The organism is Burkholderia sp. JP2-270 (genome assembly GCF_003233675.1).
Lineage (GTDB): Bacteria > Pseudomonadota > Gammaproteobacteria > Burkholderiales > Burkholderiaceae > Burkholderia > Burkholderia pyrrocinia_C.
In genome coordinates, this window is record NZ_CP029825.1 from 2952626 (window position 1) to 2972986 (window position 20361).

Annotated in this window: 18 protein-coding genes; 15 read left to right on the forward strand and 3 right to left on the reverse strand. The window is 60.0% G+C overall.

The window, feature by feature from the left end; all coding sequences use genetic code 11:
- Positions 1–7: 7 nt before the first annotated feature.
- From tssJ to icmH, 14 genes are all read left to right on the forward strand, one after another.
- Positions 8–514, forward strand: coding sequence for a type VI secretion system lipoprotein TssJ (tssJ, locus tag DM992_RS31505; protein ID WP_111020028.1), 507 nt, complete (start codon positions 8–10; stop codon positions 512–514).
- 4 nt (positions 515–518) lie between these two features.
- Positions 519–851: a DUF6693 family protein gene (locus DM992_RS31510; protein ID WP_111020029.1), complete on the forward strand. Its 333-nt coding sequence runs from the start codon at positions 519–521 to the stop codon at positions 849–851.
- A gap of 133 nt (positions 852–984) precedes the next feature.
- The gene (tssK, locus tag DM992_RS31515; RefSeq protein WP_111020030.1) at positions 985–2331 is read left to right on the forward strand and encodes a type VI secretion system baseplate subunit TssK; all 1347 of its coding nucleotides are present in this window, start codon (positions 985–987) and stop codon (positions 2329–2331) included.
- Positions 2332–2365: 34 nt separating this feature from the next.
- Positions 2366–4900, forward strand: coding sequence for a type VI secretion system Vgr family protein (tssI, locus tag DM992_RS31520; protein ID WP_111020031.1), 2535 nt, complete (start codon positions 2366–2368; stop codon positions 4898–4900).
- 9 nt (positions 4901–4909) lie between these two features.
- Positions 4910–5794, forward strand: coding sequence for a DUF4123 domain-containing protein (locus DM992_RS31525; RefSeq protein ID WP_111020032.1), 885 nt, complete (start codon positions 4910–4912; stop codon positions 5792–5794).
- A gap of 127 nt (positions 5795–5921) precedes the next feature.
- Positions 5922–6458 (forward strand): DUF3304 domain-containing protein, encoded by a 537-nt coding sequence (locus DM992_RS31530; RefSeq protein WP_111020507.1) that lies wholly within the window; start codon positions 5922–5924, stop codon positions 6456–6458.
- Positions 6455–6622, forward strand: a complete 168-nt coding sequence (locus DM992_RS41935; protein WP_162631773.1) for a hypothetical protein — start codon at positions 6455–6457, stop codon at positions 6620–6622. The genes DM992_RS31530 and DM992_RS41935 overlap by 4 nt, the downstream gene beginning before the upstream one ends.
- Entirely contained in the window at positions 6619–7161 is a 543-nt protein-coding gene (locus tag DM992_RS31535) for a DUF3304 domain-containing protein (RefSeq protein ID WP_111020033.1), read from the forward strand. The genes DM992_RS41935 and DM992_RS31535 overlap by 4 nt, the downstream gene beginning before the upstream one ends.
- Before the next feature lie 162 nt (positions 7162–7323).
- A complete protein-coding gene (locus DM992_RS31540) occupies positions 7324–7860 on the forward strand; it encodes a DUF3304 domain-containing protein (protein WP_111020034.1) in 537 nt (178 codons plus the stop codon).
- On the forward strand, positions 7857–10229 hold the full coding sequence (locus tag DM992_RS31545) for a DUF2235 domain-containing protein (RefSeq protein WP_111020035.1): 2373 nt from the start codon (positions 7857–7859) through the stop codon (positions 10227–10229). Before DM992_RS31540 ends, DM992_RS31545 begins: the two co-directional genes overlap by 4 nt.
- Positions 10230–10252: 23 nt before the next feature.
- Positions 10253–10534 (forward strand): PAAR domain-containing protein, encoded by a 282-nt coding sequence (locus DM992_RS31550; protein WP_111020036.1) that lies wholly within the window; start codon positions 10253–10255, stop codon positions 10532–10534.
- A 41-nt stretch (positions 10535–10575) separates the two neighbouring features.
- Positions 10576–11826 carry a type VI secretion system protein TssL, long form gene (gene tssL / locus DM992_RS31555; protein ID WP_239511388.1) on the forward strand — a complete coding sequence of 417 codons (1251 nt, stop codon included), beginning with the start codon at positions 10576–10578 and terminating at the stop codon, positions 11824–11826.
- 25 nt (positions 11827–11851) lie between these two features.
- Positions 11852–15919 carry a type VI secretion system membrane subunit TssM gene (gene tssM, locus DM992_RS31560; protein WP_111020038.1) on the forward strand — a complete coding sequence of 1356 codons (4068 nt, stop codon included), beginning with the start codon at positions 11852–11854 and terminating at the stop codon, positions 15917–15919.
- Positions 15920–15938: 19 nt separating this feature from the next.
- The gene (gene icmH, locus DM992_RS31565) at positions 15939–17159 is read left to right on the forward strand and encodes a type IVB secretion system protein IcmH/DotU (RefSeq protein ID WP_111020039.1); all 1221 of its coding nucleotides are present in this window, start codon (positions 15939–15941) and stop codon (positions 17157–17159) included.
- Between the two features lie 519 nt (positions 17160–17678).
- Here icmH and DM992_RS31575 read toward each other — a convergent pair.
- The gene (locus DM992_RS31575) at positions 17679–18257 is read right to left on the reverse strand and encodes a TetR/AcrR family transcriptional regulator (RefSeq protein ID WP_239511389.1); all 579 of its coding nucleotides are present in this window, start codon (positions 18255–18257) and stop codon (positions 17679–17681) included.
- 402 nt (positions 18258–18659) lie between these two features.
- Here DM992_RS31575 and DM992_RS31580 point away from each other — a divergent pair, with 402 nt between their 5' ends.
- Positions 18660–18995 carry an H-NS histone family protein gene (locus DM992_RS31580; protein WP_239511390.1) on the forward strand — a complete coding sequence of 112 codons (336 nt, stop codon included), beginning with the start codon at positions 18660–18662 and terminating at the stop codon, positions 18993–18995.
- Between the two features lie 76 nt (positions 18996–19071).
- On the opposite strand, the gene DM992_RS31585 is transcribed toward DM992_RS31580, so the two are convergent.
- Both DM992_RS31585 and DM992_RS31590 read right to left on the reverse strand, forming a co-directional pair.
- Positions 19072–19830 carry an SDR family oxidoreductase gene (locus tag DM992_RS31585; RefSeq protein ID WP_111020041.1) on the reverse strand — a complete coding sequence of 253 codons (759 nt, stop codon included), beginning with the start codon at positions 19828–19830 and terminating at the stop codon, positions 19072–19074.
- A gap of 152 nt (positions 19831–19982) precedes the next feature.
- Positions 19983–20354: a hypothetical protein gene (locus tag DM992_RS31590; protein WP_111020042.1), complete on the reverse strand. Its 372-nt coding sequence runs from the start codon at positions 20352–20354 to the stop codon at positions 19983–19985.
- Positions 20355–20361: the final 7 nt, after the last annotated feature.

The window sequence follows — 20361 nt, forward strand, 5'->3', positions numbered from 1 at the left end:
AATCTGCATGCGTTCGATCCTGACTGCTGCCACCCTCGCCAGTGTCGTGTTGCTTTCCGCCTGTGCGAGCGGCGAGCCGAAACCCAAGGAGCCGATCCGGCTTGAAATGATGGTCGACGCGAAGGCCGACGTCAATCCCGACGACCGTGGACGGGCGGCGCCGATCGTCGTGCGCCTCTATGAGCTGAAGAACGACAACGCCTTCAAGGCGGCGGACTTCTTCACGCTGCAGACTCAGGACAAGACGGTACTGGGCGACGATGTTGTCAAACGCGACGAGTTGCAGTTGCGTCCCGGCGAGCACCAGACGATCGTGCGGCGCCCCGGCGCGGATACGACTGCCATTGGCGTGATTGCAGCCTATCGCGATTTACCGAATTCCGTCTGGCGCACGGTCTATGTGATGCCGGCCGGACCCGACAAGGCGTGGTACCGATTTTCCGCGCCGAAACTGAAGTTAAACATTGTTCTCGACGCCAAGGTAGTCAGCGTGCGAGAAGTGGAGAAAAAATAGGACCATGAACAATCTCACATTGAAATCGGAACTGACCGTCTCTGACATCATCGGACACGCTGTCATCTGGATCCTGCTTTCGATTGTCACGCTTGGCCTCGCATTGTTTGTCTATCCCTACTACATGTACCGATTTGTAATCAGCAGAACCGTCGCCACAAATTCGGAGGGCAAGGTCATTGGCAGGTTGCAGTGCACGATCGACCTGGCGACGATTATTGGAAAGATTGTGGTCTGGACGCTGATCTCGATCGTCACGCTTGGCATCGGCTATTTTATCTTTCTGTACAAGATTCTTTCGCATTGCATGAACCATACGCGACTGGCCGGTAATTGATTGATGGCATGGATCGTATTCAAGTGAATGAAATCAAAATGCAGGCGCTTTTTGCGGTGCGGTCCAACGCGGACCTAGCTGTCAGGCGCAATGGGTACAGCACATCTTTCGCACAGACAATCGGACAACGCGTATGAGTTGGTATGCCAAGGTCGCCTGGCAGGAAGGGCTGTTTTTCCGTCCGCAACTGTTCCAGCAACAGGATCGCTATCTGGAGAAGTACGCGCACATGCGCGCGGCGCCGCTGTCGCCGTTCTTTTTCGGTTTTGCACACTATGCACTCGATCTGGAATCGCTCGCACTGGGCAAGGTGGTCGTCAAGTCCGCCGCCGGCGTGTTCGCAGATGGCTCGCCGTTCGACGCACCGGGCAACACGCCGCTGCCGCCGCCGTTGACGATCCGGCCGGAACATCTCGATCAGGTGATTTATCTGGCGGTGCCGGTTCGATTGCCTAATTGCGAAGAGACGACGTTCGAGAACACCACGGATTCGCTGGCGCGCTACCTCGTGTTCGATACCGAGTTGCGCGACACGAATTCGATCGGCCTCGCGCCCGAGTCCGTGCAGCTTTCGAACCTGCGCATGCGCCTGATGCCCGAGAAGGAGCTCGGTGATGCATGGATCGGCCTTGCGCTTACTTGCGTGAAAACGATTCGCGCGGATGGCAGCATCGAGCTCGACAATACGCTTGTACCTCCTGTCTCGGGTTATGGGGCGAGCGACCTGCTGACCAGCTGGGTCACAAAGATTCACGATCTCGCGCGGTTGCGTGCGAATGCGCTGGCACGACGGTTGGCGGGCACCGACGACACCACCGCGAGTGCCGCAACCGTCACGGATTACCTGTTGCTGCAGATCCTGAACCGGTACGAGCCGTTACTGCAGCACATGCTGCGCGTGCCGACCACGTCTCCTGCGGACGTCTATGCGTTGCTGATCGGCATGGCGGGTGAGCTGTCGACCCATCTGCGCACGGATACGCGCCGGCCGCTCGACACGCATCCTCACTATCAGCACATGACACCGCACCTGTGCCTGAAGCCGGTTGTCGACGACACGCATCGACTGCTTAACGCCGTGCTGGTGCGCAGCGCGCAGAGCATTGCACTCGAGGACCGGGGGCACGGCATGCGAAACGCGGTGGTCGATCCGGTCGACATGCAGGGATTTACCGCACTGGTCCTGGCCGTACATGCGGCGATGCCGCCCGATGTGTTGAAGCAGCAGTTTCTCGCGCAGGCGAAGGCGGGGCCTTCGGAGAAGCTGCCGGGCCTCGTGCGCAGTCACTTGCCGGGTATCAGCCTGCAGGCACTTCCGGTGCCACCGCGGCAGATTCCGTTCAATGCGGGATACATCTACTACGAGCTTACCCAGGGCGGCCCGCTCTGGGAGGAAGTCGTGCGCCATGGCGGCCTCGCGTTGCACGTCGCGGGCGAGTTCCCGTCGCTCAAGCTTGAACTGTGGGGCGTGCGCGTGTAAGTCCCGCGAACGCCGATCGTGAACGGAGAAGCAGATGGCTTTGTTTGATGCACCTCGTACCCTGTCCGTTGCCGGTGCGGCACTGCCGACATATGGCAATCAGCCGATCCTTACGCCGGTCAGGCTCAGCGGCGGCGAAACGATCGGTGAGTTGTTCGAGTACATGCTCGAACTGAAAACGCCGGATGCGCTCGGTTTTTCGCCGAGCATTGCGGCGAACGTCAATCTCGACGCGCTGATCGGCACTGAAGTGACCGTTTCGATCCAGCTCGAGGGGAAAGGCCGATTCATCCCAGGTCTGCCAGGCGATGCCGGCATGGCCAACATCGGCGCCGGCACGCGCGAGATTACCGGTGTCGTGAGCAACGCTCGGATGCTGCGCGAAGACGGTCGTTCGATCGTCTACGTGCTCACGTTGCGCCCCTGGCTCTGGTCCGCAACCAAGAATTGCGACTGTCGCATTTTCCAGGACATGTCGGTGATCGAGATCACCGATGCCGTGCTCTCGGCCTACCCATTTCCCGTCGAAATGCGTTTGACCACGCCACGTCCCAACAAGACGTGGCCGAAGCGCGACATCCAGCGTCAGCACTTCGAAAGCGACTGGGTGTTTCTGCAGCGGATCTGGGAAGAATGGGGCATCTTCTATTTCTTCGAGCACAGCGAAGGCAAGCACCGGCTGGTGCTCACGGATTCTCTGGCTGCGCTCAAGCCGCTTGACGAAGCCTATGCGACGATTCGCTATCAGGCGCCGACCGGTCGGCGCATCGACGAAGAGCATATTCACGATCTGTCGGTTTCGCACGCGCTCACGACGGGTGCGGTGACCAGCGTCGATTACGACTACACGTGGCCGCGTGCGGATCTGAAGGTCACGCATGACGACCCTCGCGACACAGGGCTCGCCCATCAGGAGCATTACACGTGGGGCGATCATGTGCAGCCCCAGGCGGGTGCCGCGGGTCTTTCCGGCGACCACAACGATCCGCGTACCGAGGCGGAATACCAGACGATCGTGCAGATGGAGGCATATCGCTGCCAGGGGCTGCGGGCATTCGGCAACGGAAATTTGCGTGGCGTCGTGACCGGGCAAACATTCGTGCTGTCGCACTACCCGCAGACTGCGGCCAATCGCGAGTACGCGGTTATTGCCTGCACGCTGACGATCGAGGAGATCGGGGAGGCGTCTGGTACTGGTCAGCGCTATCGTTGCGAAGCACGCTTTACGTTGCAGCCGTCCAATGAACCCTTCCGGTTGCTTCGCACGATCGCGAAGCCGCGCGTTGCCGGCGTCGAATATGCGGTGGTTACGTGCCCGGAAAATCAGGAAATCTGGACCGATGCATATGGTCGCGTAAAACTCCAGTTCCTGTGGGATCGCCTCGGCAAGAACGATGAGCGTTCGAGCTGCTGGGTACGTGTTGCCGGGGCGTGGCACGGCGATCAGTTCGGCGGGATATTCCTGCCGCGTCGTGGGCATGAGGTCGAAGTTGCGTTCGTCAACGGCGACCCGGACTTGCCGATCATTGTCGGAAGTGCCACGAACGCATTCAACATGCCGCCGTTCGAGCTACCGGGCAACCAGGCGCTGGCCGGTTACCGCAGCCGCGAGATCGGTGGTCGGCGGGCGAACACCCTGGCTTTCGACGATACGAACGGGAAAATCCAGGCACATCTGTCGAGTGACGAAGGCAGCTCTCAGTTGAATCTGGGTTACATCACGCGTATCGCGGGTAATGCCGGCAGGCAGGATGAGCGCGGCCGGGGGGCCGAACTGCGCACGGACGGACGTGGCGTGTTTCGTGCTGGGCAGGGCATGTTGCTCACGACCGAGGCTCGACCGAACGCGCAAGCCCATATGACGGACATGGGCGAAACGACCGCTCGGCTGGAGGAGGCCGAACGCTGGCAGTCCGTGCTCGCCCAACTGGCGCAGCAGGCAACTGCGCAAGAGGCAGACAACCATCAGGAATCCGTCGCGAAAGCGCTGGCCCGACAGAACGCGGCAATAGGCGGCACGCACGGCGAGGCCGACAAGGACGGTTTTACGGAACTGGAGACGCCGCAGATCGTCGTTGCCGGTGCAGCCGGCATTCAGACGACGACTCCCGCGACCACTCATATCGCGAGCGGTCAGCATATTGCATTCACCAGTGGGGAGCATATCGCGGCATCCGCGAACGGCAGTGTTCTTGTCAGTGCACGGGATGCAATGCGCTTGTTCTCGGCTCGCGACGGCATGAAAGCCGTCGCGGCAGACGGCGACATCGATATTCATGCACTTCAGAAGGCGATCAATCTGCTGGCCTTGCTCGAAGTCAACGTGACCAGCGACACGATCCATATCAAGGCGAAAAAGAAACTGGTGCTGAACGGGGGCGGTAGCTATATCGAACTCGAACAAGGCACCATCAAGAGCGGAACCAGTGGTGTCTGGCTTGCGCATGCGACCAACCATTTCTTCCCGCAGCCGGACGAGGTACCCGTCGAGTTGCACGTTCCCAAGGTATGTATCGAGTGCCTGATGAAAGCCGCGAAGACGGGCGCTTCTGTCGTGCCGAGACTCTGAGGTTAGATCATGTCTACAGTGCAGCACCCTGAAAAACTTTACGGCCTGGTCGACGGCGCCCAGTACCCGGAGGCACTCGCTCCATGGGTGCTCGAATATTCGCCGGAAGTGCGTTCATTGTTTGAAGGATTGCCGGAGGAAGAAGCCGGCAATGCGGCCCCGATCCTGTTCGAGATCGATGATGCCGATAGCGAATGGGCGCGCCAGATCGATCACATGGATCGGTATCGGCCATGCCTCACGGTGATACGTAGCGCGCTGCGCATCGATGAACTCAACGCGCATCTGCAGCGTTCTCTCTTTGCGGACATCGGCGATGGCATGCAAGTTCTGCTGCGCCTGTTCGATCCGCGGTCGCTTCCATCGATCCTGGATGTTTGCGGCAAGGAAGTGCGCGCCGGGATTACGTATCCGATGTCCATGTGGATGTACCGCGGCGGCCATATGGAATGGCAGCGCGTCGAAATCGACGAGCGTAGACATGGTGTCGATGTCGAGCAGGTTGATGTTTCGCTTGAGCAGCAACAACTCGATGAACTGGAACAACGTGACGAACCCTATGCGCTAGTGGGCGAGATGGTCGATCTTGGCCTGATCGATGAGACGCAGCCGTATGCAGTGAGCTATCAGGATTTCTTGCGCAGATATAACCGGGCAGTTGACTGGGGCCTTGCATCGCGGGCCGATCGCCACGCGTTTTGCGTGGCTTCGTACCGGTACGGAGAGTCATTCGATCAGCAAGACGAGATTCGATTTGCGATTCGGTCGAGCGTAACGGGAAAGACACCGTTGGTGCAGCAGTTTGAACGAGTTCCTGGATACATCTGGCGGAAGCTGAACGACGATTCCGAGAAGCGCGTGAGCGGGCTCGCCGTGGGGATGGCTGGGGAATGAGAGTGCCAAATGTCGGCAATTCGACTCGCGTTTCGATTTTCGATAATGGAAATGGAAAATCGTCTGGCCAATTGTCGCCACGTCGCGTTTATTGCTCGCCGATGATGCGAAGGGATGGAATATCGCGATGAAAATACCTGTTCTGAATCGTCTCGTTGCCCTGTTCGTGACTGGGCTATTGCTAACGATGGTCGGATGCTCGGATGCAAACGAGAGCAATCCAGGAGACGTAAGCGGCTACAACTACACCGATTACTACATTGCACAGTTTCGCGTTGCGAATGAAGGTCAAGATCTCTGGGCAGGCGGGCCGAACATTTTTCCGAAGAAGCAAGGGGCAGAGCGTTCGGGAGGAGGGGGGTTCATGTGTTGTATCGGCATTCCCAGCCACTGGCGTCCTGGCATGAAGCTCGTTGTCAAATGGAAAGCTAACAAGGCCCTAGATGGAAAGACACCGAGTAAATGGTACACGGCAACAACAGAAGTTCCCCCGTACGATCCGGGGACATACGGCTTTGTGGTGCATTTTCTACCAGGTGATCGGATTCGTGTTCAAGTGTTGGACAAATCCGGAATTCTCGAAAGAATCGATGACCGTGACCCGTACGTTGCGCAGGGCATGCTGGATCCTGAACTGAACGAGAATAAGGAGAATGCGCAATGAGCGTCATTCGCTGGCCCGAGCTATTCAATGAGAAGGCGCGTTTGTTCGAAGGTGAAGCCGTCCGACTGATGGGCGAGAGTACGCTGGCAGGTGAGCTGTGTGACTGTCCGAGGACACTGCCTCGCCATATTTTCGTGAAGGAAAAAACGGAATATTTGCGATGAAAATCCCCGTTCTGAATCGTCTCGTTGCCCTGTTCGTGATAGGGCTATTACTAACAATGGTCGGCTGTTCGGATGCAAACGAGAGTAATCCAGGAGACGTAAGCGGCTACAACTACACCGATTACTACATTGCACAGTTTCGCGTTGCGAATGAAGGTCAGGATCTCTGGGCAGGCGGGCCGAACATTTTTCCGAAGAAGCAAGGGGCAGAGCGTTCGGGAGGAGGGGGGTTCATGTGTTGTATCGGCATTCCCAGTCAGTGGCGCCTCGGTATGAAGCTCGTTGTCAAGTGGAGGCGAGATACACATCCCTATGATGATGATCGAAGCGGCGATCGATGGCTTACGGCAACGACAGAAGTTCCCCCATACGATCCAGGGACATACGGCTTTGTGGTGCATTTTCTGCCTGGTGACCGGATTCGTGTTCAGGTGTTGGACAAGTCCGGAGTTCTCGAAAAAATCGATGACCATGATCCGTACGTTGCGCAGGGTGTGCTAGATCCTGAACTGAACGAGAGTAAGGAGAATGTGCAATGAGCGTCATTCGCTGGCCGGAGCCATTCATTCAGAAAGGGCGTTTAGCCGAAGGTGAAGCCGCCCAACTAATGGGCAAGAGTACGCCGGCAGGTGAGCCGTCCAGCTGTCGGCAGGCATTGCTTGGTTACCGTTCTTAACGGTATAGAAAGTGGAATCTCTGCGATGAAAACTCTAATTATGAATCGAATCGTTGCTTTGTTCGCGACAGGGCTATTGCTAACGATGGTCGGATGCTCGGATGCAAACGAGAGCAATCCAGGAGACGTAAGCGGCTACAACTACACCGATTACTACATTGCACGGTTTCGCGTTGCTAATGAAGGCCAGGATCTCTGGGCAGGCGGTCCGAATATTTTTCCAAAGAAGCAAGGGGATCAGCGGTCAGGTGGGGGGAAGTTTATGTGTTGTATGGGTATTCCCAGCCACTGGCGTCCCGGCATGAAGCTTGTGGTCAAGTGGAAAGTTGACAAGATTCAAGATGGCAGGACGCCGGGTAAATGGTACACGGCAACGGCAGAAGTCCCCCCGTACGATCCGGGCACATTCGGCTTTGTGGCACATTTTCTGCCAGATGATCGAATTCGTGTGCAGGTGTTGGACAAGTCCGGAGTTCTCGAAAGAATCGGTGACCATGATCAGTACATCGCGCAGGGCGTACTGGATACTGAGCTGAACGAAGATAAGGAGAACGCGCAATGAGCGTCATTCGCTGGCCTGAGGCATTCAATGAGAAAGGGCGTTTAGCCGAAGGTGAGGCCGCCCGACTGATGGGTAAAAGCGTACTGGCAGGTGAACCGTCCGGCTGTCCGCAGACGCTGCACGTCAATCTGTTTTTTGACGGTACGAACAACAACGAGTATTGGGACACCAAGAACAAAGAGAAGCCAACGCATACGAACGTCGCAAGGTTGTACTACGCATGTAGCGACGAACACAAGGCGGGTGAGTATTCGTTCTACATACCTGGCGTAGGCACTCCATTTCCAGAGATTGGTGAGAATGAATTCACCTCGATCGGCAAGGCAATGGCCTACGGTTTCGGCATGCGTGTGGCGTGGGGTTACACCCGTGTACTGAATGCATTGCATCAAGCAATGGCTGGTCCTCCTATGTTGAACGACGTCGACGCTCGTGCCTTGTGCTCGCAAATTGACGACGAAGTCATGGCCTCCAATAGCAATCTGGCGCTCGCTGCCCGCACGGTGTCTCCGGTGCTTCGTCCGGTCGGCACGCTGACAAAGGCTGCGCGGTTGTACTACCGCTACCAGTCACAGGCCAAACTGGAACGTCTGCATGGCGAACTGTCGGCGATTCAGAAGAAGCACCGTGGACCCGGTGGTCAGCTCAATCGCTCGATCAAGAAAGTCTGGGTGAACGTTATCGGTTTTTCGCGTGGTGCGGCCGGGGCACGGGTATTCGTTAACCGGCTTATCAACACGTGGGCGAAGGGCGGAATGATTGCAGGCGCGATTCCCTACGAGGTCAGCTTCCTGGGGTTGTTTGATACCGTCGCATCGGTTGGCATACCCGACACCGCAACGGCCGCGCTCAACCTTGACGAGCTTGATGGGCACTGGGCGTGGACGGCGGACGGAGCACTCAACGTACCCGAGTCGGTCAGGAAATGCGTGCACTTCTTCTCCATTCATGAACAGCGGATGAGTTTCCCGCTTGATTCCATTCGGGAGAAGCAGATTTATCCGGGCGGCGAATCACGCAGAGTTGAGGTTGCATATCCGGGTGTGCATTCGGACGTTGGCGGCGGCTATCGGGTGGGCGAAGAGGGCAAGTCCCGAGATGGCGAAGGAAGCAAGCTCAGTCAGATTGCCTTGCACAACATGTATATCGAAGCGTTGAAGGCTGGCGTGCCGTTGATGGTCAAAGACGACATTAGTAGGCGCGATGATCTGATAAGAGATTTCTCATTGTCGCCATCGCTTGTCCGCACCTTCAACGACTGGCTCTCAACCGTCAATCAAAAACCCCTCGACAGCGTTGAAACGGCAATACGCGCAGGTATGGGGCAGTCGCTCGCATGGCGTACCTTGCGCGCAGACTATGGCAATCCGCAGGCATACGTCACGTCGCAGCAATTCTTCCGCAGTGCGCCCGAAGACGACGTCACGCCGTACGGACTGGAAAGGCGAATCGCGAGCAAGGCAGCGTCGTCCTCGCGGCTTGACAACCTCAAGCGCGAAAAGAGCCGGCTCGAGGAGCAAAAGGCCGGCCTCGACGCAGCGGCGCTGAGCATGCCTGCGATTCCGGCACTTGCGAATCCGTTCAAGAAAAGAGCGGCCGAACTCGGCGAACAGATCAAGAAAAAGGAAGCCGAGATCCTGACAGCCGCGGCGGGAAAACCTCCTCGGCCCGGCGAGGGCACGACCGACGTCATGACCAACGACAAGACCGACCTTCTGGAAGCCGCGGAAGAATTCCGGCTTTTGCTGGCGTACCTGTATCCCGATCGGCGATCGCGCTGGCAGGTGTACTGGTCACGGACACCGGGAGAGGCAGTGAAGGTGAAGTTGGGACCGATCGGGACGGCGGTTTCCCTTGAGCAGAACGTCATGGCCTATTACCTGACGGTCGACCGGAAGGATGTCCCCTCCAAACGCAGGCAAGGGTCGAAGATCGTCTGGATGGGGAGGCGCGACCGGGTGATACAACTGTTCGGCGCGGTCGCCCCGTATCAGCCGATACTGGATTTTGTCCTCGCGCCGCAGCCGGAGATGCTGCCGTTCCTGCTTGAACACACGTCCGACGAGGCGGTGCGAAAGTTGCCTCAGGCCGCGATCCGGTTGCTGGACGACTACGTTCACGACAGCCGTGCGTGGTTCCGCGTACCCTATTTTCATGAATACGCGCCGGGCGGGTACGGTTGGGCGCGGACGTTCTTCGTCGGCAACGACAGACGTGTTCGGGCGCTCGACCTGAAAGACAATGCCGCGGGCATTGCCGCCGAGCGGGCCAGGACAGCGGCGGCCGATCTCGGTAATTACATCGCAGTGCAGAGCAATGCCTTGCCGCCGCCGGTCAAGATCGACTTCAGCAGTTTTCCGCACATGTAAGCGTGCATTTTCGAAGAGACACCATGTCCACTAGCATTGCAGTCGTCGGTGACGCGACCGACCATGGCGGCCGGATCATCACCGGTTCCGAAACGCATAAGATTCGCGGCAAGAAAGTCGCGCGCCTGTACGACCTGGTCGATTGTCCGGCGATTTACCCTGACGGACGTCCGCATGGCATCAACAAGATTGTCGAGGCGCATCCGACGCTCAGCATGGGCGGGCGTCATGTCGCGTTGCATGGCCACCGTACCGAATGCGGTTGCAGGCTGATCGCGGCGTCGACGGTCAAGGTGGGGCGCTGACCATGTCTACCGTGAGAAAGTCCAACGGGCCTGTAGATGGCATGCATGCATCCCCCGAAGATCAGGAGGCGTTGACAGAGGCACTGAACAGGAAGGACGAAACGCCCTTGGACCGACCTGCTGAGCCACGAGAAAGCTTTGCCCAGCGTCTGGACAAGATCAAGGCTGCAGGAAATCCGCTGCTGGAAGCGTCTCGCGTTTTGTTGCGGGCCCAAGCCGATATGCCTTACATGCTTTCGGCCAGTGAGGTGACGCGTTTGCGTGACCTGCTGGCGAGCGAAATCCACGCGTTCGAGAAACTCTGTACGCAAGCGAATATCCGCCGAGATCATGCGCTTGGCGCAAGCTATTGTCTCTGCACGGCATTGGACGAGGTCGCCATGCAGACGGACTGGGCACGCGGCAACTCGCTCGAGGCCGTGTGGGTGCGGACGAGTCTGGCGTCGACATTTCATCGGGATGTCGAGGGGGGGACGAAAGTTTATCTGCTGATCGGGCGTTTGCTGCAGGATGCCGAAGAGCATCGCGACCTGCTGGAAGTTATCTATCGGATATTGAGCCTCGGTTTTGAAGGCCAGTACCGTGGCGTGCCCCGGCAACACGCCGCCGTGCGCCAGCGCCTCTACAACGAGATCATGCGCGGCCGTGAGCCCGTGCCCCAGGCATTGTCGCCGAACTGGAAGCCTCACGATCGAAAGCGCCACATGTCGTTGTTCGAGTTTCCGGTATGGGTGACGGCCATGGTGCTGTCGATCGTTCTTCTCGGAATCTTCGGCTGGTTCAAGTACGACCTGATGAGCCGCAGCGCGGTTGTGCAGACGCAGATCGCTGATATCGGCCGGATGACGCCGCCACCCGCACCGCCGCAATTGCATTTGAAGCAACTACTCAAGGACGAGATCGCGGCGGGCACGGTCAGCGTCAACGAAGATGCGCGTCATAGCGCGGTGACGTTCCGGGGCGATGCGATGTTCCTGCCCGGCGGCGTCACGATCAAAAGTGCAACGGCGCCGCTCATCGCGAAGATCGCGGGAGAAATCGTGAAAGTGCCAGGCAAGGTCACCGTCCTGGGTTACACGGACAACCAGCCAATCCGTAGCCGTCAGTTCCCGTCGAACGAGGCGCTGTCGGAGGAGCGGGCGACCCAGGTCATGCAGATGCTGCAAGCCGCTGGTGTGCCGGCCAACCGCCTTGAGGTGGTGGGCAAAGGCGACGCTGATCCGATTGGGGACAACCATACTGCCCAGGGCCGCGCACAGAACCGGCGCGTCGAGATCGTCGTTGCGCAATAGACAGGATTCGCTTCCCAGACAAGACATGAAAAAGTATCTGCCGTTTTTTGTATCGCGCGCGTTTCTCGCGTTCCTCGCGATGATCGTCGTTGCGCTGGTGATCTGGTTCGTCGGTCCGTTCTTCGCATTCGGCGGCCTCAAGCCGCTTGCCGCAGCCGGCGTGCGCGTGCTGCTGATCGTTCTGTTGCTCGTCGGCGTATTGCTTTGGCTTGCAGGCAAGCCGACGAGCATCGTGTTCGTTACGTTGTCGTGCCTGCTGATCTGGTATGCGGCGCCGCTGTTGTCGTTCGGCCATGCGTCACCGTTCGAGCCTGTGTCGACGCGACTCGTCGCGATCGCGCTGGTGGTCGGCGTCTTTGTCCTTTTCTGGGCGGTCCGGATCTGGCGCAAGATGCAAGAGGACGAGGCTTTCCTGAAGAAGGTGCTTCATTTCGGCGGGAAGAAGGTGGATTCGCCGGCTGCACCGCGGTTGAAAAAGGTCGAAGCAATCGTCGCGGCCGCGCTGGTACGGTTGAAGTCGATGCGCACTGGCTCGCGCGGGCTGGGCAAGTTGTTTCAGGGCAAGCGCTATCTCTATGAACTGCCCTGGTACGTCACGCTAGGCTCGAGCAGTGCGGGTAAGACGAGCATGCTGCTCAATGGCGGGCTGGCGTTTCCGATCGCCGAGCAGATGCAGCGTGCAGCCGGAAAACCGACGGACGAAGCGGCTGCCGTCGACTGGTGGCTCACGAATGATGCCGTGCTGATCGACACGGTTGGTTACTACACGCGTCATGGAACTTCGAAGGTTGCGGATGCTGACGTCCCGGCTGAACCAGCGGGAAAGTCGACTGCCGAGGTGCGTGGTGACGACGAGCCAGCAGAATCGCATGAGGACGGTGGGGCTGAGACATCCTCCATTTCCCCGGCCGCCACATCGAAGTCGAGCGCGAATGCCGCTTCGATTCGCGGAGATACGAGAGGGTGGCACGAAGCACTCGACCGCGGGGAATGGCTGGGTTTTCTCGGAATGTTGCGCCGACATCGGCCTCGTGCCCCGATCAATGGGGTATTGCTCGTGGTCGACGTTGCCACGCTGGCGAGGGCAGATGAACAGAAACGCATCGCCGAAGCGGCCGCGCTGCGCGCGCGTCTCGATGAACTGCGCAGTGAGCTGGGAATTCGCTTTCCTGTCTACGTACTCGTCACGAAGATGGATCGTCTGACGGGATTTGTAGAGTATTTCAGCGATCTGACGACGGAGAGTCGTGCGCAGACCTGGGGGGTAACGTTGCCGTATGGCAAGGATGCCATTGAGAAGTCGGGTTTGCATGTGCGCTACCGAGATGAACTGATGCAGTTGTCAGGACGACTGTCCGATATGATCCATTCGCGCCTTCAGGATGAAGACGAAACTATCAAACGTCGTCGGCTTGCTGCGCTTCCGGAAGAGTTCTCCGCACTGATCGCTCCGCTCGTCGACCTGATCGACCGCGTATTTCTCGATTCCCGATACGACGACACCCAGCTTCATTCGACGCTGCGCGGCGTCTATTTCACGAGCGCGCAGCAAGGCGGGAGCCCGGTCGTCGCGGAACGCGACACGGTCGTGCAACGTCTTGCACCGAAGCATGGGCAGGAGGGCGCCGCCGATGGGCATGAAGGCAACCGGAGTCTTTTCCTGCACGACGTCCTGACTCGCGTCGTGTTCCCGGAAGCGCATCTCGTCAGTCCCAACCTGCGCTGGGAGTACCGGTACCGGTTGCTGCGCCTGATCGGACATGCGCTCGCCTTGCTGCTGTTCGTCTGGCTCGCGCTCGGTCTGCGCGTGAGTTTTGGCAACAACAGCGACTATCTCGACGCCATCGGCCGCAAGGTTCAGGCATTGGCGGCCCGCGTGACGCAGCAGTACAAGGTGCCCAAGCCGGAGACCGTACCCGACACGCTGACCGAAGCGCACTATTTGCCGGCGTTTCCGAATCTGGACCTGTCCGATCCCGGTAGCACATGGCGCTACGGCCTCTATACCCCACCGAACATCGTGACGGAGAGCGGTCGCACCTACGATGCACTGGAGGACAACCTGCTGGTGCCGCAGATCGTGCGCCGGATGGAAGACGTGATGTCCGGGGCGATTACCAACAAGGATCCGAAGGCCGCCTACGATGCGCTGCGCGTCTACTTGATGCTTTACGACACCGCGAAATTCAATGCCGCCGACGTCAAGGCGTGGGTGCTCGACGACTGGGCGAAAAACGACAGCGCGGCGATTTTTGGCGGCCGCGCGTCGATGATCGATCACGTGCAGCAGCTGCTTTCCGGCGATCGCGTCGTGAAGTCGCCGTTGATTCGTAACGACGCACTGATCCAGCAGGCCCGGGCGTTCCTCGACGGCAGCAACGCGACGGACCGTCTGTACCAGCGTGCGAAGGCGGCGATGCTGAAGGAGGCGCCGGACGAGTTCACGCTGCTGCGCGCCGTCGGGCCGCAAGCCGGCACCGTGTTCACGCGGGCGAGCGACCAGCCGCTCTCGCGCGGCGTGCCGGGTCTCTTTACGTTCGATGGCTACCGGAACCTGTTCGACAAGCGGCTAGCGGAATTCGTCCAGATCGCGCGCGACGACGATGCGTGGGTGATGGGTCGCTCGTATCTGGGGGAGGCTCAAAAAAAAACGGCTGAGATCGTGAGCAACGCGACCGGGGTGGACGATGCGCTGACGGATGCTGTCCGTCGCGAGTACCTGATGGAATACGCGCAACAGTGGGATACGTTTCTCAACGACATCCGGACGGTGAGCGGCACGAGCCTGGCATTCAATCTCCAGGTGCTGCGCAGCTTCGCCGCCCCCGACTCGCCGCTTGCGCGACTCGCCCGCGCGGCCGTGCATGAGACGACGCTCACGGCGGTGGCGACCGGATCGGATGGTTCCTTCCTTCAGAAGGCGGCCGACCAGCTCAACCAGAAGGCCGACAAGGTGCTCGGCATCCGCGCATCGGAACGCGTCGAACGCGAACTCGTCGACGACCATTTCGCAGCGCTGCGCGAGGTCGTGACGGGCAACGCCGACTCGCAGGCCGGTCCCCAGGCGGCGGCCGCGCAGGCCGGAAGGACGGGCCTCGACAGTGTGGCCAACCTGGTGAACGATTACTACACGGCGCTTACGGTTTCCGACAACGCATTGTCGAACAACAGCATGCCGCCGGCGACCGACACCGGGGCGAAGCTCAAGATGACGGCCAACACGATGCCGGCGCCTTTCCGGGCCGTGCTGCTGCAGCTTGCCGCGGACGGTTCTCAGGAGGTCAACCACGGTATCGGCCAACTGCTGTCCCGACAGATGCAGGCGGTCGTTGGCGACGCGTGTCGGCTCTCCATCGAGGGCAACTATCCGTTCTCGCCCGACAGCAAGCGCGACGTCAGCATCGACGACTTCACTCGCGTGTTCGCGCAAGGCGGCGTGATCGACGATTTCTTCACGAAGACGCTTGCGCCCTTCGTCGACACGGCCGCGAAGCCGTGGCGCTACCGTACGCTGCCCGGCGCGACAGAATCTGTCCAGGGGCCCGATCTGGAGCCGTTCGAGCATGCGAAGGCGATTCGTGACGTCTTCTTCAATGATCCAGGTCACAAGCAGCTTACGTGGAAGGCCGATATCCGTATTCCCGAACTGGATCCCACGATCACAAGCCTGTCGCTCGACATCGACGGCCAGAGCTCGCTCTATCAGCATGGCCCAGTGGCACCGTTCACGGTGTCGTGGCCGGGGCCGCGCGGTGGCGTCCACACGGAGATTACCGCCAGCCCTCGCATTCGCCCGGATACGTCGACGATCGTGGCCGACGGACCGTGGGCGCTGATGCGGTTGCTTCGGAAGGGGCAGGTTGTCGAGACGGCCACGCCCGGCCGTACCCGAGTTGCGTTTGACTTCGATGGTCGCAAAGCGGTGCTTGACGTTGCGAATACGGGAAGCGTGGCGAATCCATTGACGAGCGATGTGCTGAAGACATTCCGCTGCCCGACCTCGATGCCGGTGTTCAACCTGTCCGATAGCGGACCGCCCCCTGGATTGCCGCGCGGCGCGATGCCGATGAGCCCGGCAGGCGTCTCCCAATGAACTGCGAGGAACCTGCAAGGTGACGATTTCGACCGCCGATTCGAGGAACCAGGCCGGGTTGCCGGCGTCTCCGTCGTTTGCGGCGCGACTGAAAGCCGCGGAGCAAGCGGTCAATCCGTTGCTTGAGTCCGCACACGTCTTGTTGCGCGCCCTGGCCAGCACACCCGCTTCACTGGATCCTGAAGCTGTTGTGCATCGGCGGCAATGGCTGGAACACGAGCTCAGGCTGTTTACGCGTGTCTGTAACGAATTGAAGCTTCGAACCGAGCACGTGGTCCGCGCGAGTTACTGCCTGTGCGCCGCGCTCGATGAAGCAGCGATGCAGATGCGTTGGGGAAAGGGCGAGGTGACGGGAATCGACTGGCAGTCAAACAGCTTGGCGGTGGCGTTGGGCCACGATCGGCAGGGTGGTGATCGGTTGTTTCGATTGATCGATGACGCGATGGAGCGCCCACGCGAGCACCTCGACCTGATCGAGCTGTTTCAGAACCTCCTCGATCTCGGATTCCAGGGGCGCTACCGCTTTGCGAACGAAGGCGCGATGCGCTTGTTGAACATCCGCGAGCGTGTGCATGACGTTGTGATGGCGGGCGGACTCGGTTTCGTTAGTGACATTGAACCGGTTCGGCTGCCTCGACAAGCGGTGGTTGATCCGTGGGTGCGCCCCGCGACGGCGCGGCGATCGCGCGGATGGATTGTCGCCGGTCTGGTCGTCGCGCTGTTGCTGGCGGTGATCGGATATGCGGCTGTCAGCCATTGGGCACGCAGCTTGCAGCCCGCTTCGGCGACGTCCTCCCTCGATACGCTGACCGAGCAGCTCGGATCGAGCCTGCGCGATGAACTTGCTGCCGGGAATGTCGATTTGAGCCGTGATGTAGTGACGAACGCGCTGACGCTCAGATTCAACGGCATGTATGGGTCTGGCGACGTGACAGTGGCGCCGTGGTGGGCGTCCCTGATGGCTTCGATCGGTCGGATCATTGCCGCGTCGGCACCAGCCGCCCACGTTCGTGTCGCCGGCTACACCGATGCCGTACCGGCGAGTACGACGCTTAAGGGTACCAATCAGGCGCTTTCCGAAGCCCGTGCTCAGCAGGTCGCGCAGATTCTCGTGGCGGCTGGCGTGCCGAAGGAGCGTGTCAGCGTGGCAGGCCAGAGCGATGCCAATCCGCTGGCCGATAACGCCTCGAAGGAAGGACGTGCGAGAAACCGCCGCGTCGAAGTGACGGTATCGAATTGATGCAGGAAGCCGAATGACATATTTCCGAAAGGAGGCCAGATATGCAGGATGCGCAAGGCAGAAATGTGGTGCGTCTGGGCGACGCGACTGACCATGGCGGCAGGGTCGTCGAAGCGACCAATGAACTGAAGCACTTGGGATTGGTGTCGCGCTGTATGGGTATTTGGTGATGTGCCCGACATGCGGAGGACCGTTTCCGCTGCTGGCGACGGGGCCGCGTACGCATTGCGGTCGTCTCGTCGGGTATGGGAGATGCGCGAGACGTCGCACTACGTGTACGAACCGGGCAGCTATACACCGCTCGCGCAGGTGAGGGGGCCGGCGGTGTTTCGCGATGGCGAAGCCGTATTGATCCACGTCGATGAATCTAAAAACACTCGGATTCCGGATGCGGATGTTCGACGGTTGTTTTGTAAGCGGAACGCGATAAATTCACGTCGACGAGTGCGAACTGCACTGCTCGCAATCCGGCGCCATCGCGGCGCCGGCCATCCCCGCAATCGCTTGTAACCTTGCCGGTCAACGCACCGGCTCCGCCGTCGCCAGCAAACTGCGCAGGAACACCATGATCATGTGCCCGATGGGCACGTCGGACAGGATCGACTGCTGCAGCGACAGGCCTTGCGAGAGCCCCATGAACGACACGGCCAGGACGGCCGGCGATTCGGGCGGCACCTTCTTCATCCGCGCGAAAATCTGTTCGATGCAATAGGCGAGGCCATCGCGGTGGCCGTCCAGTAACGCCTGCGACGCCGCTGAAAACGCGGGGTTGCGACGCCCCTGAAGCTTGAACTCGACGCCCAGCACCGACCACTCGGGCTCGGCATCGACGGTCCGCGACCAGACTTCCAGCGCATTCAATATGTCGTCCCCGGTCGCGGACGGGTCGCTCAACGCCCGGGCGATGTCGGCCACTTGCGACTTCGATCGCTCCCGCATCAACTCCACGAACAGCTCTTCCTTGCTCGCGAAATTCGAATAGAACGCGCCCTGCGTGTAGCCGGCCTCGGCCGCGATATCCCTGAGCGACGTGGCGCCGAAACCGCGGTCGACAAACAGCCGCTTCGCCGCGGCGAGCAAATGTGCACGGGTCTGCAATCGACTTTCTTCGCGACTCAGCCGCGGGGGAAGGGGCACCGTATTCATGGCGGGAAGGATATCAGTTGATATTTGAGATAGATACCTTTACGATTGCATTTCGCATATCGCTTGATATGTGAAATGCGGCGTGCGATTGTGCGTCCGGATGTCCGCAGCGGGTCTTGTTCCGCGCGGACGATCGTTTCGGCCGGGTATGCCTGCCTGTTTGCGGCATCGGGGTGATTGCCGGGGCTTCGGCGTTCCGCGGATTGTCAGTCTCTTCGCGTCGAGTTATCCGGCGCGCAGAGATGCGTCGCATGCCGGTCAAGCGAATGCCTTCGTCTCGGGGCGTTTTAAAACAGTCTGTTAGTCATGCAAATCATGTCGATTCGTATGCGGATGCAGAGCAGGAAGCAGAAGATGAGCGTGAGCAAGACCTATGCGCAGCTCGTTGCCGAGCTGGACGAACTGGACGAGGAAATCGAGCGCGCACGCGCACGAGAACGCATCGACGCGATCGCGGAGGTTCACGCGCTGATGGACACCTATGCGATCAAGCATCGCGACCTGGTCGGCCGAAATGGCCGCCGAGGTGCGTACATCGTGAAAGTGCTGCCGGCGCGGTATCGCGACCCGGCGAGCGGGAAGGAGTGGAGCGGGCGCGGCAACGCGCCGCTCTGGATCAGGGGCAAGGACCGCCGTCGGTTCGTGATACGCAAGCCGCCGGCCGCAGGCAAGAAAGCCAAGTCAAGTTGACGAGGCATGGCCGATGCGCTACCTGCATCGACGGATACGACGGTAGTGCCGTGCCCGTCTCCCGCACCGCTCGCACTTATCCTCGCCCAACGAAAGGCATCGCGGTCGCCATGATCGTCATGTTCAGGATGTTCGTGTCGAGCGGTAGGTTCGCCATCTGGACGACTGCGTTCGCGACATGCGCGACGTCCATCCGCGCCTCGGGCGCGAGGCTGCCGTCCGCTTGCGGGACGCCTTGCGTCATCCGGTCCGTGAGCGAGGTCGCCGCATTGCCGATGTCGATCTGGCCGCATGCGATGTTGTACCGGCGGCCGTCCAGCGCCAGCGATTTCGTGATCCCGGTCACCGCATGCTTGGTGGCCGTGTACGCGATCGTATCGGGGCGCGGCGCGTGCGCCGAGATCGAGCCGTTGTTGATGATCCTGCCTCCCTGCGGCGTTTGCGCTTTCATCAGGCGCCACGCGGCCCGCGCGCACAGAAAGACGCCGGTCAGGTTCGTCGCGACGACGCTGTTCCACACGTCGAATTCGTATTCGTCGAGGGCAACGGGCGGGGCGTTGCGTCCGGCATTGTTGAACAGCACGTCCAGCCGGCCGAACTGCTGCGCGATTTGCGAAAACGCGCGGTCGACCGATGCTTCGTCGGTGACGTCGGCGGGAAACACGTGCGCATCGCTGTCGGCGGCGCGGATCGCGTCCTGCGTTTCGCTCAACGATGCTTCGTTGCGTCCGAGCAGCGCGACGGTGAATCCCGCGTGAGCGAGCGCGATGGCCGCCGCACGACCGATGCCGGATCCGGCGCCCGTGACGGCTGCGAATTTCTTCGTGACAGACATGGCTTGATTTCCTGCGGGTTGAATGAGGAAAGAGGCGGCGGGTGACCGATGTCATCGCCATTTCGGCAATGTAGTCGAAATGCCCGGTGCACGGTGTCGAACGACATCGTCGAGCGCGCTCGATACTGCGATGCTGGCCGGCACTTGATCGATTAAACCGCTGCGTCCTTCGGGTCGCCCGGCAGCCGATCGATCCGACTTCGCGTCAGGCACTGTGGCCAGGTCGCCGCCACCCCGTTATGCCCGACGACGACAAAGTTCGTGAAGGCGCGATCGGAAACGAGCATCTGGCCTTTGCCGATGTTCTCGCCGATAAAGGTGATCGCCGGTTCGATCGGCAGAAAATCGCCGATCTTGCGGCGGACGTGGATCAGGACGTCCGCGGCGCCAATCGTCGAGAGCATCTTCCGAAGCAGGTCGCGATCGATGCTGCCGGTCGATAGCAGATGTATCCACTCGCATTTGACGAGATCGACTTCGGGGCGATGCTTGAGATAGAGCGAATGTACGCGTCTGGGATTCATGGATTTG

Excerpts from the sequence above, each read along its gene's own strand:
- DM992_RS31545 (WP_111020035.1), top strand. The coding sequence starts at position 7,857 with ATGAGCGTCATTCGCTGGCCTGAGGCATTCAATGAGAAAGGGCGTTTA.
- DM992_RS31540 (WP_111020034.1), top strand. The coding sequence starts at position 7,324 with ATGAAAACTCTAATTATGAATCGAATCGTTGCTTTGTTCGCGACAGGG.
- DM992_RS41935 (WP_162631773.1), top strand. The coding sequence starts at position 6,455 with ATGAGCGTCATTCGCTGGCCCGAGCTATTCAATGAGAAGGCGCGTTTG.
- DM992_RS31585 (WP_111020041.1), bottom strand. The coding sequence starts at position 19,830 with ATGTCTGTCACGAAGAAATTCGCAGCCGTCACGGGCGCCGGATCCGGC.
- tssK (WP_111020030.1), top strand. The coding sequence starts at position 985 with ATGAGTTGGTATGCCAAGGTCGCCTGGCAGGAAGGGCTGTTTTTCCGT.
- tssJ (WP_111020028.1), top strand. The coding sequence starts at position 8 with ATGCGTTCGATCCTGACTGCTGCCACCCTCGCCAGTGTCGTGTTGCTT.
- DM992_RS31510 (WP_111020029.1), top strand. The coding sequence starts at position 519 with ATGAACAATCTCACATTGAAATCGGAACTGACCGTCTCTGACATCATC.
- DM992_RS31530 (WP_111020507.1), top strand. The coding sequence starts at position 5,922 with ATGAAAATACCTGTTCTGAATCGTCTCGTTGCCCTGTTCGTGACTGGG.
- DM992_RS31535 (WP_111020033.1), top strand. The coding sequence starts at position 6,619 with ATGAAAATCCCCGTTCTGAATCGTCTCGTTGCCCTGTTCGTGATAGGG.
- tssL (WP_239511388.1), top strand. The coding sequence starts at position 10,576 with ATGCATGCATCCCCCGAAGATCAGGAGGCGTTGACAGAGGCACTGAAC.
- DM992_RS31525 (WP_111020032.1), top strand. The coding sequence starts at position 4,910 with ATGTCTACAGTGCAGCACCCTGAAAAACTTTACGGCCTGGTCGACGGC.
- DM992_RS31580 (WP_239511390.1), top strand. The coding sequence starts at position 18,660 with ATGAGCGTGAGCAAGACCTATGCGCAGCTCGTTGCCGAGCTGGACGAA.
- DM992_RS31550 (WP_111020036.1), top strand. The coding sequence starts at position 10,253 with ATGTCCACTAGCATTGCAGTCGTCGGTGACGCGACCGACCATGGCGGC.
- tssM (WP_111020038.1), top strand. The coding sequence starts at position 11,852 with ATGAAAAAGTATCTGCCGTTTTTTGTATCGCGCGCGTTTCTCGCGTTC.
- DM992_RS31590 (WP_111020042.1), bottom strand. The coding sequence starts at position 20,354 with ATGAATCCCAGACGCGTACATTCGCTCTATCTCAAGCATCGCCCCGAA.
- tssI (WP_111020031.1), top strand. The coding sequence starts at position 2,366 with ATGGCTTTGTTTGATGCACCTCGTACCCTGTCCGTTGCCGGTGCGGCA.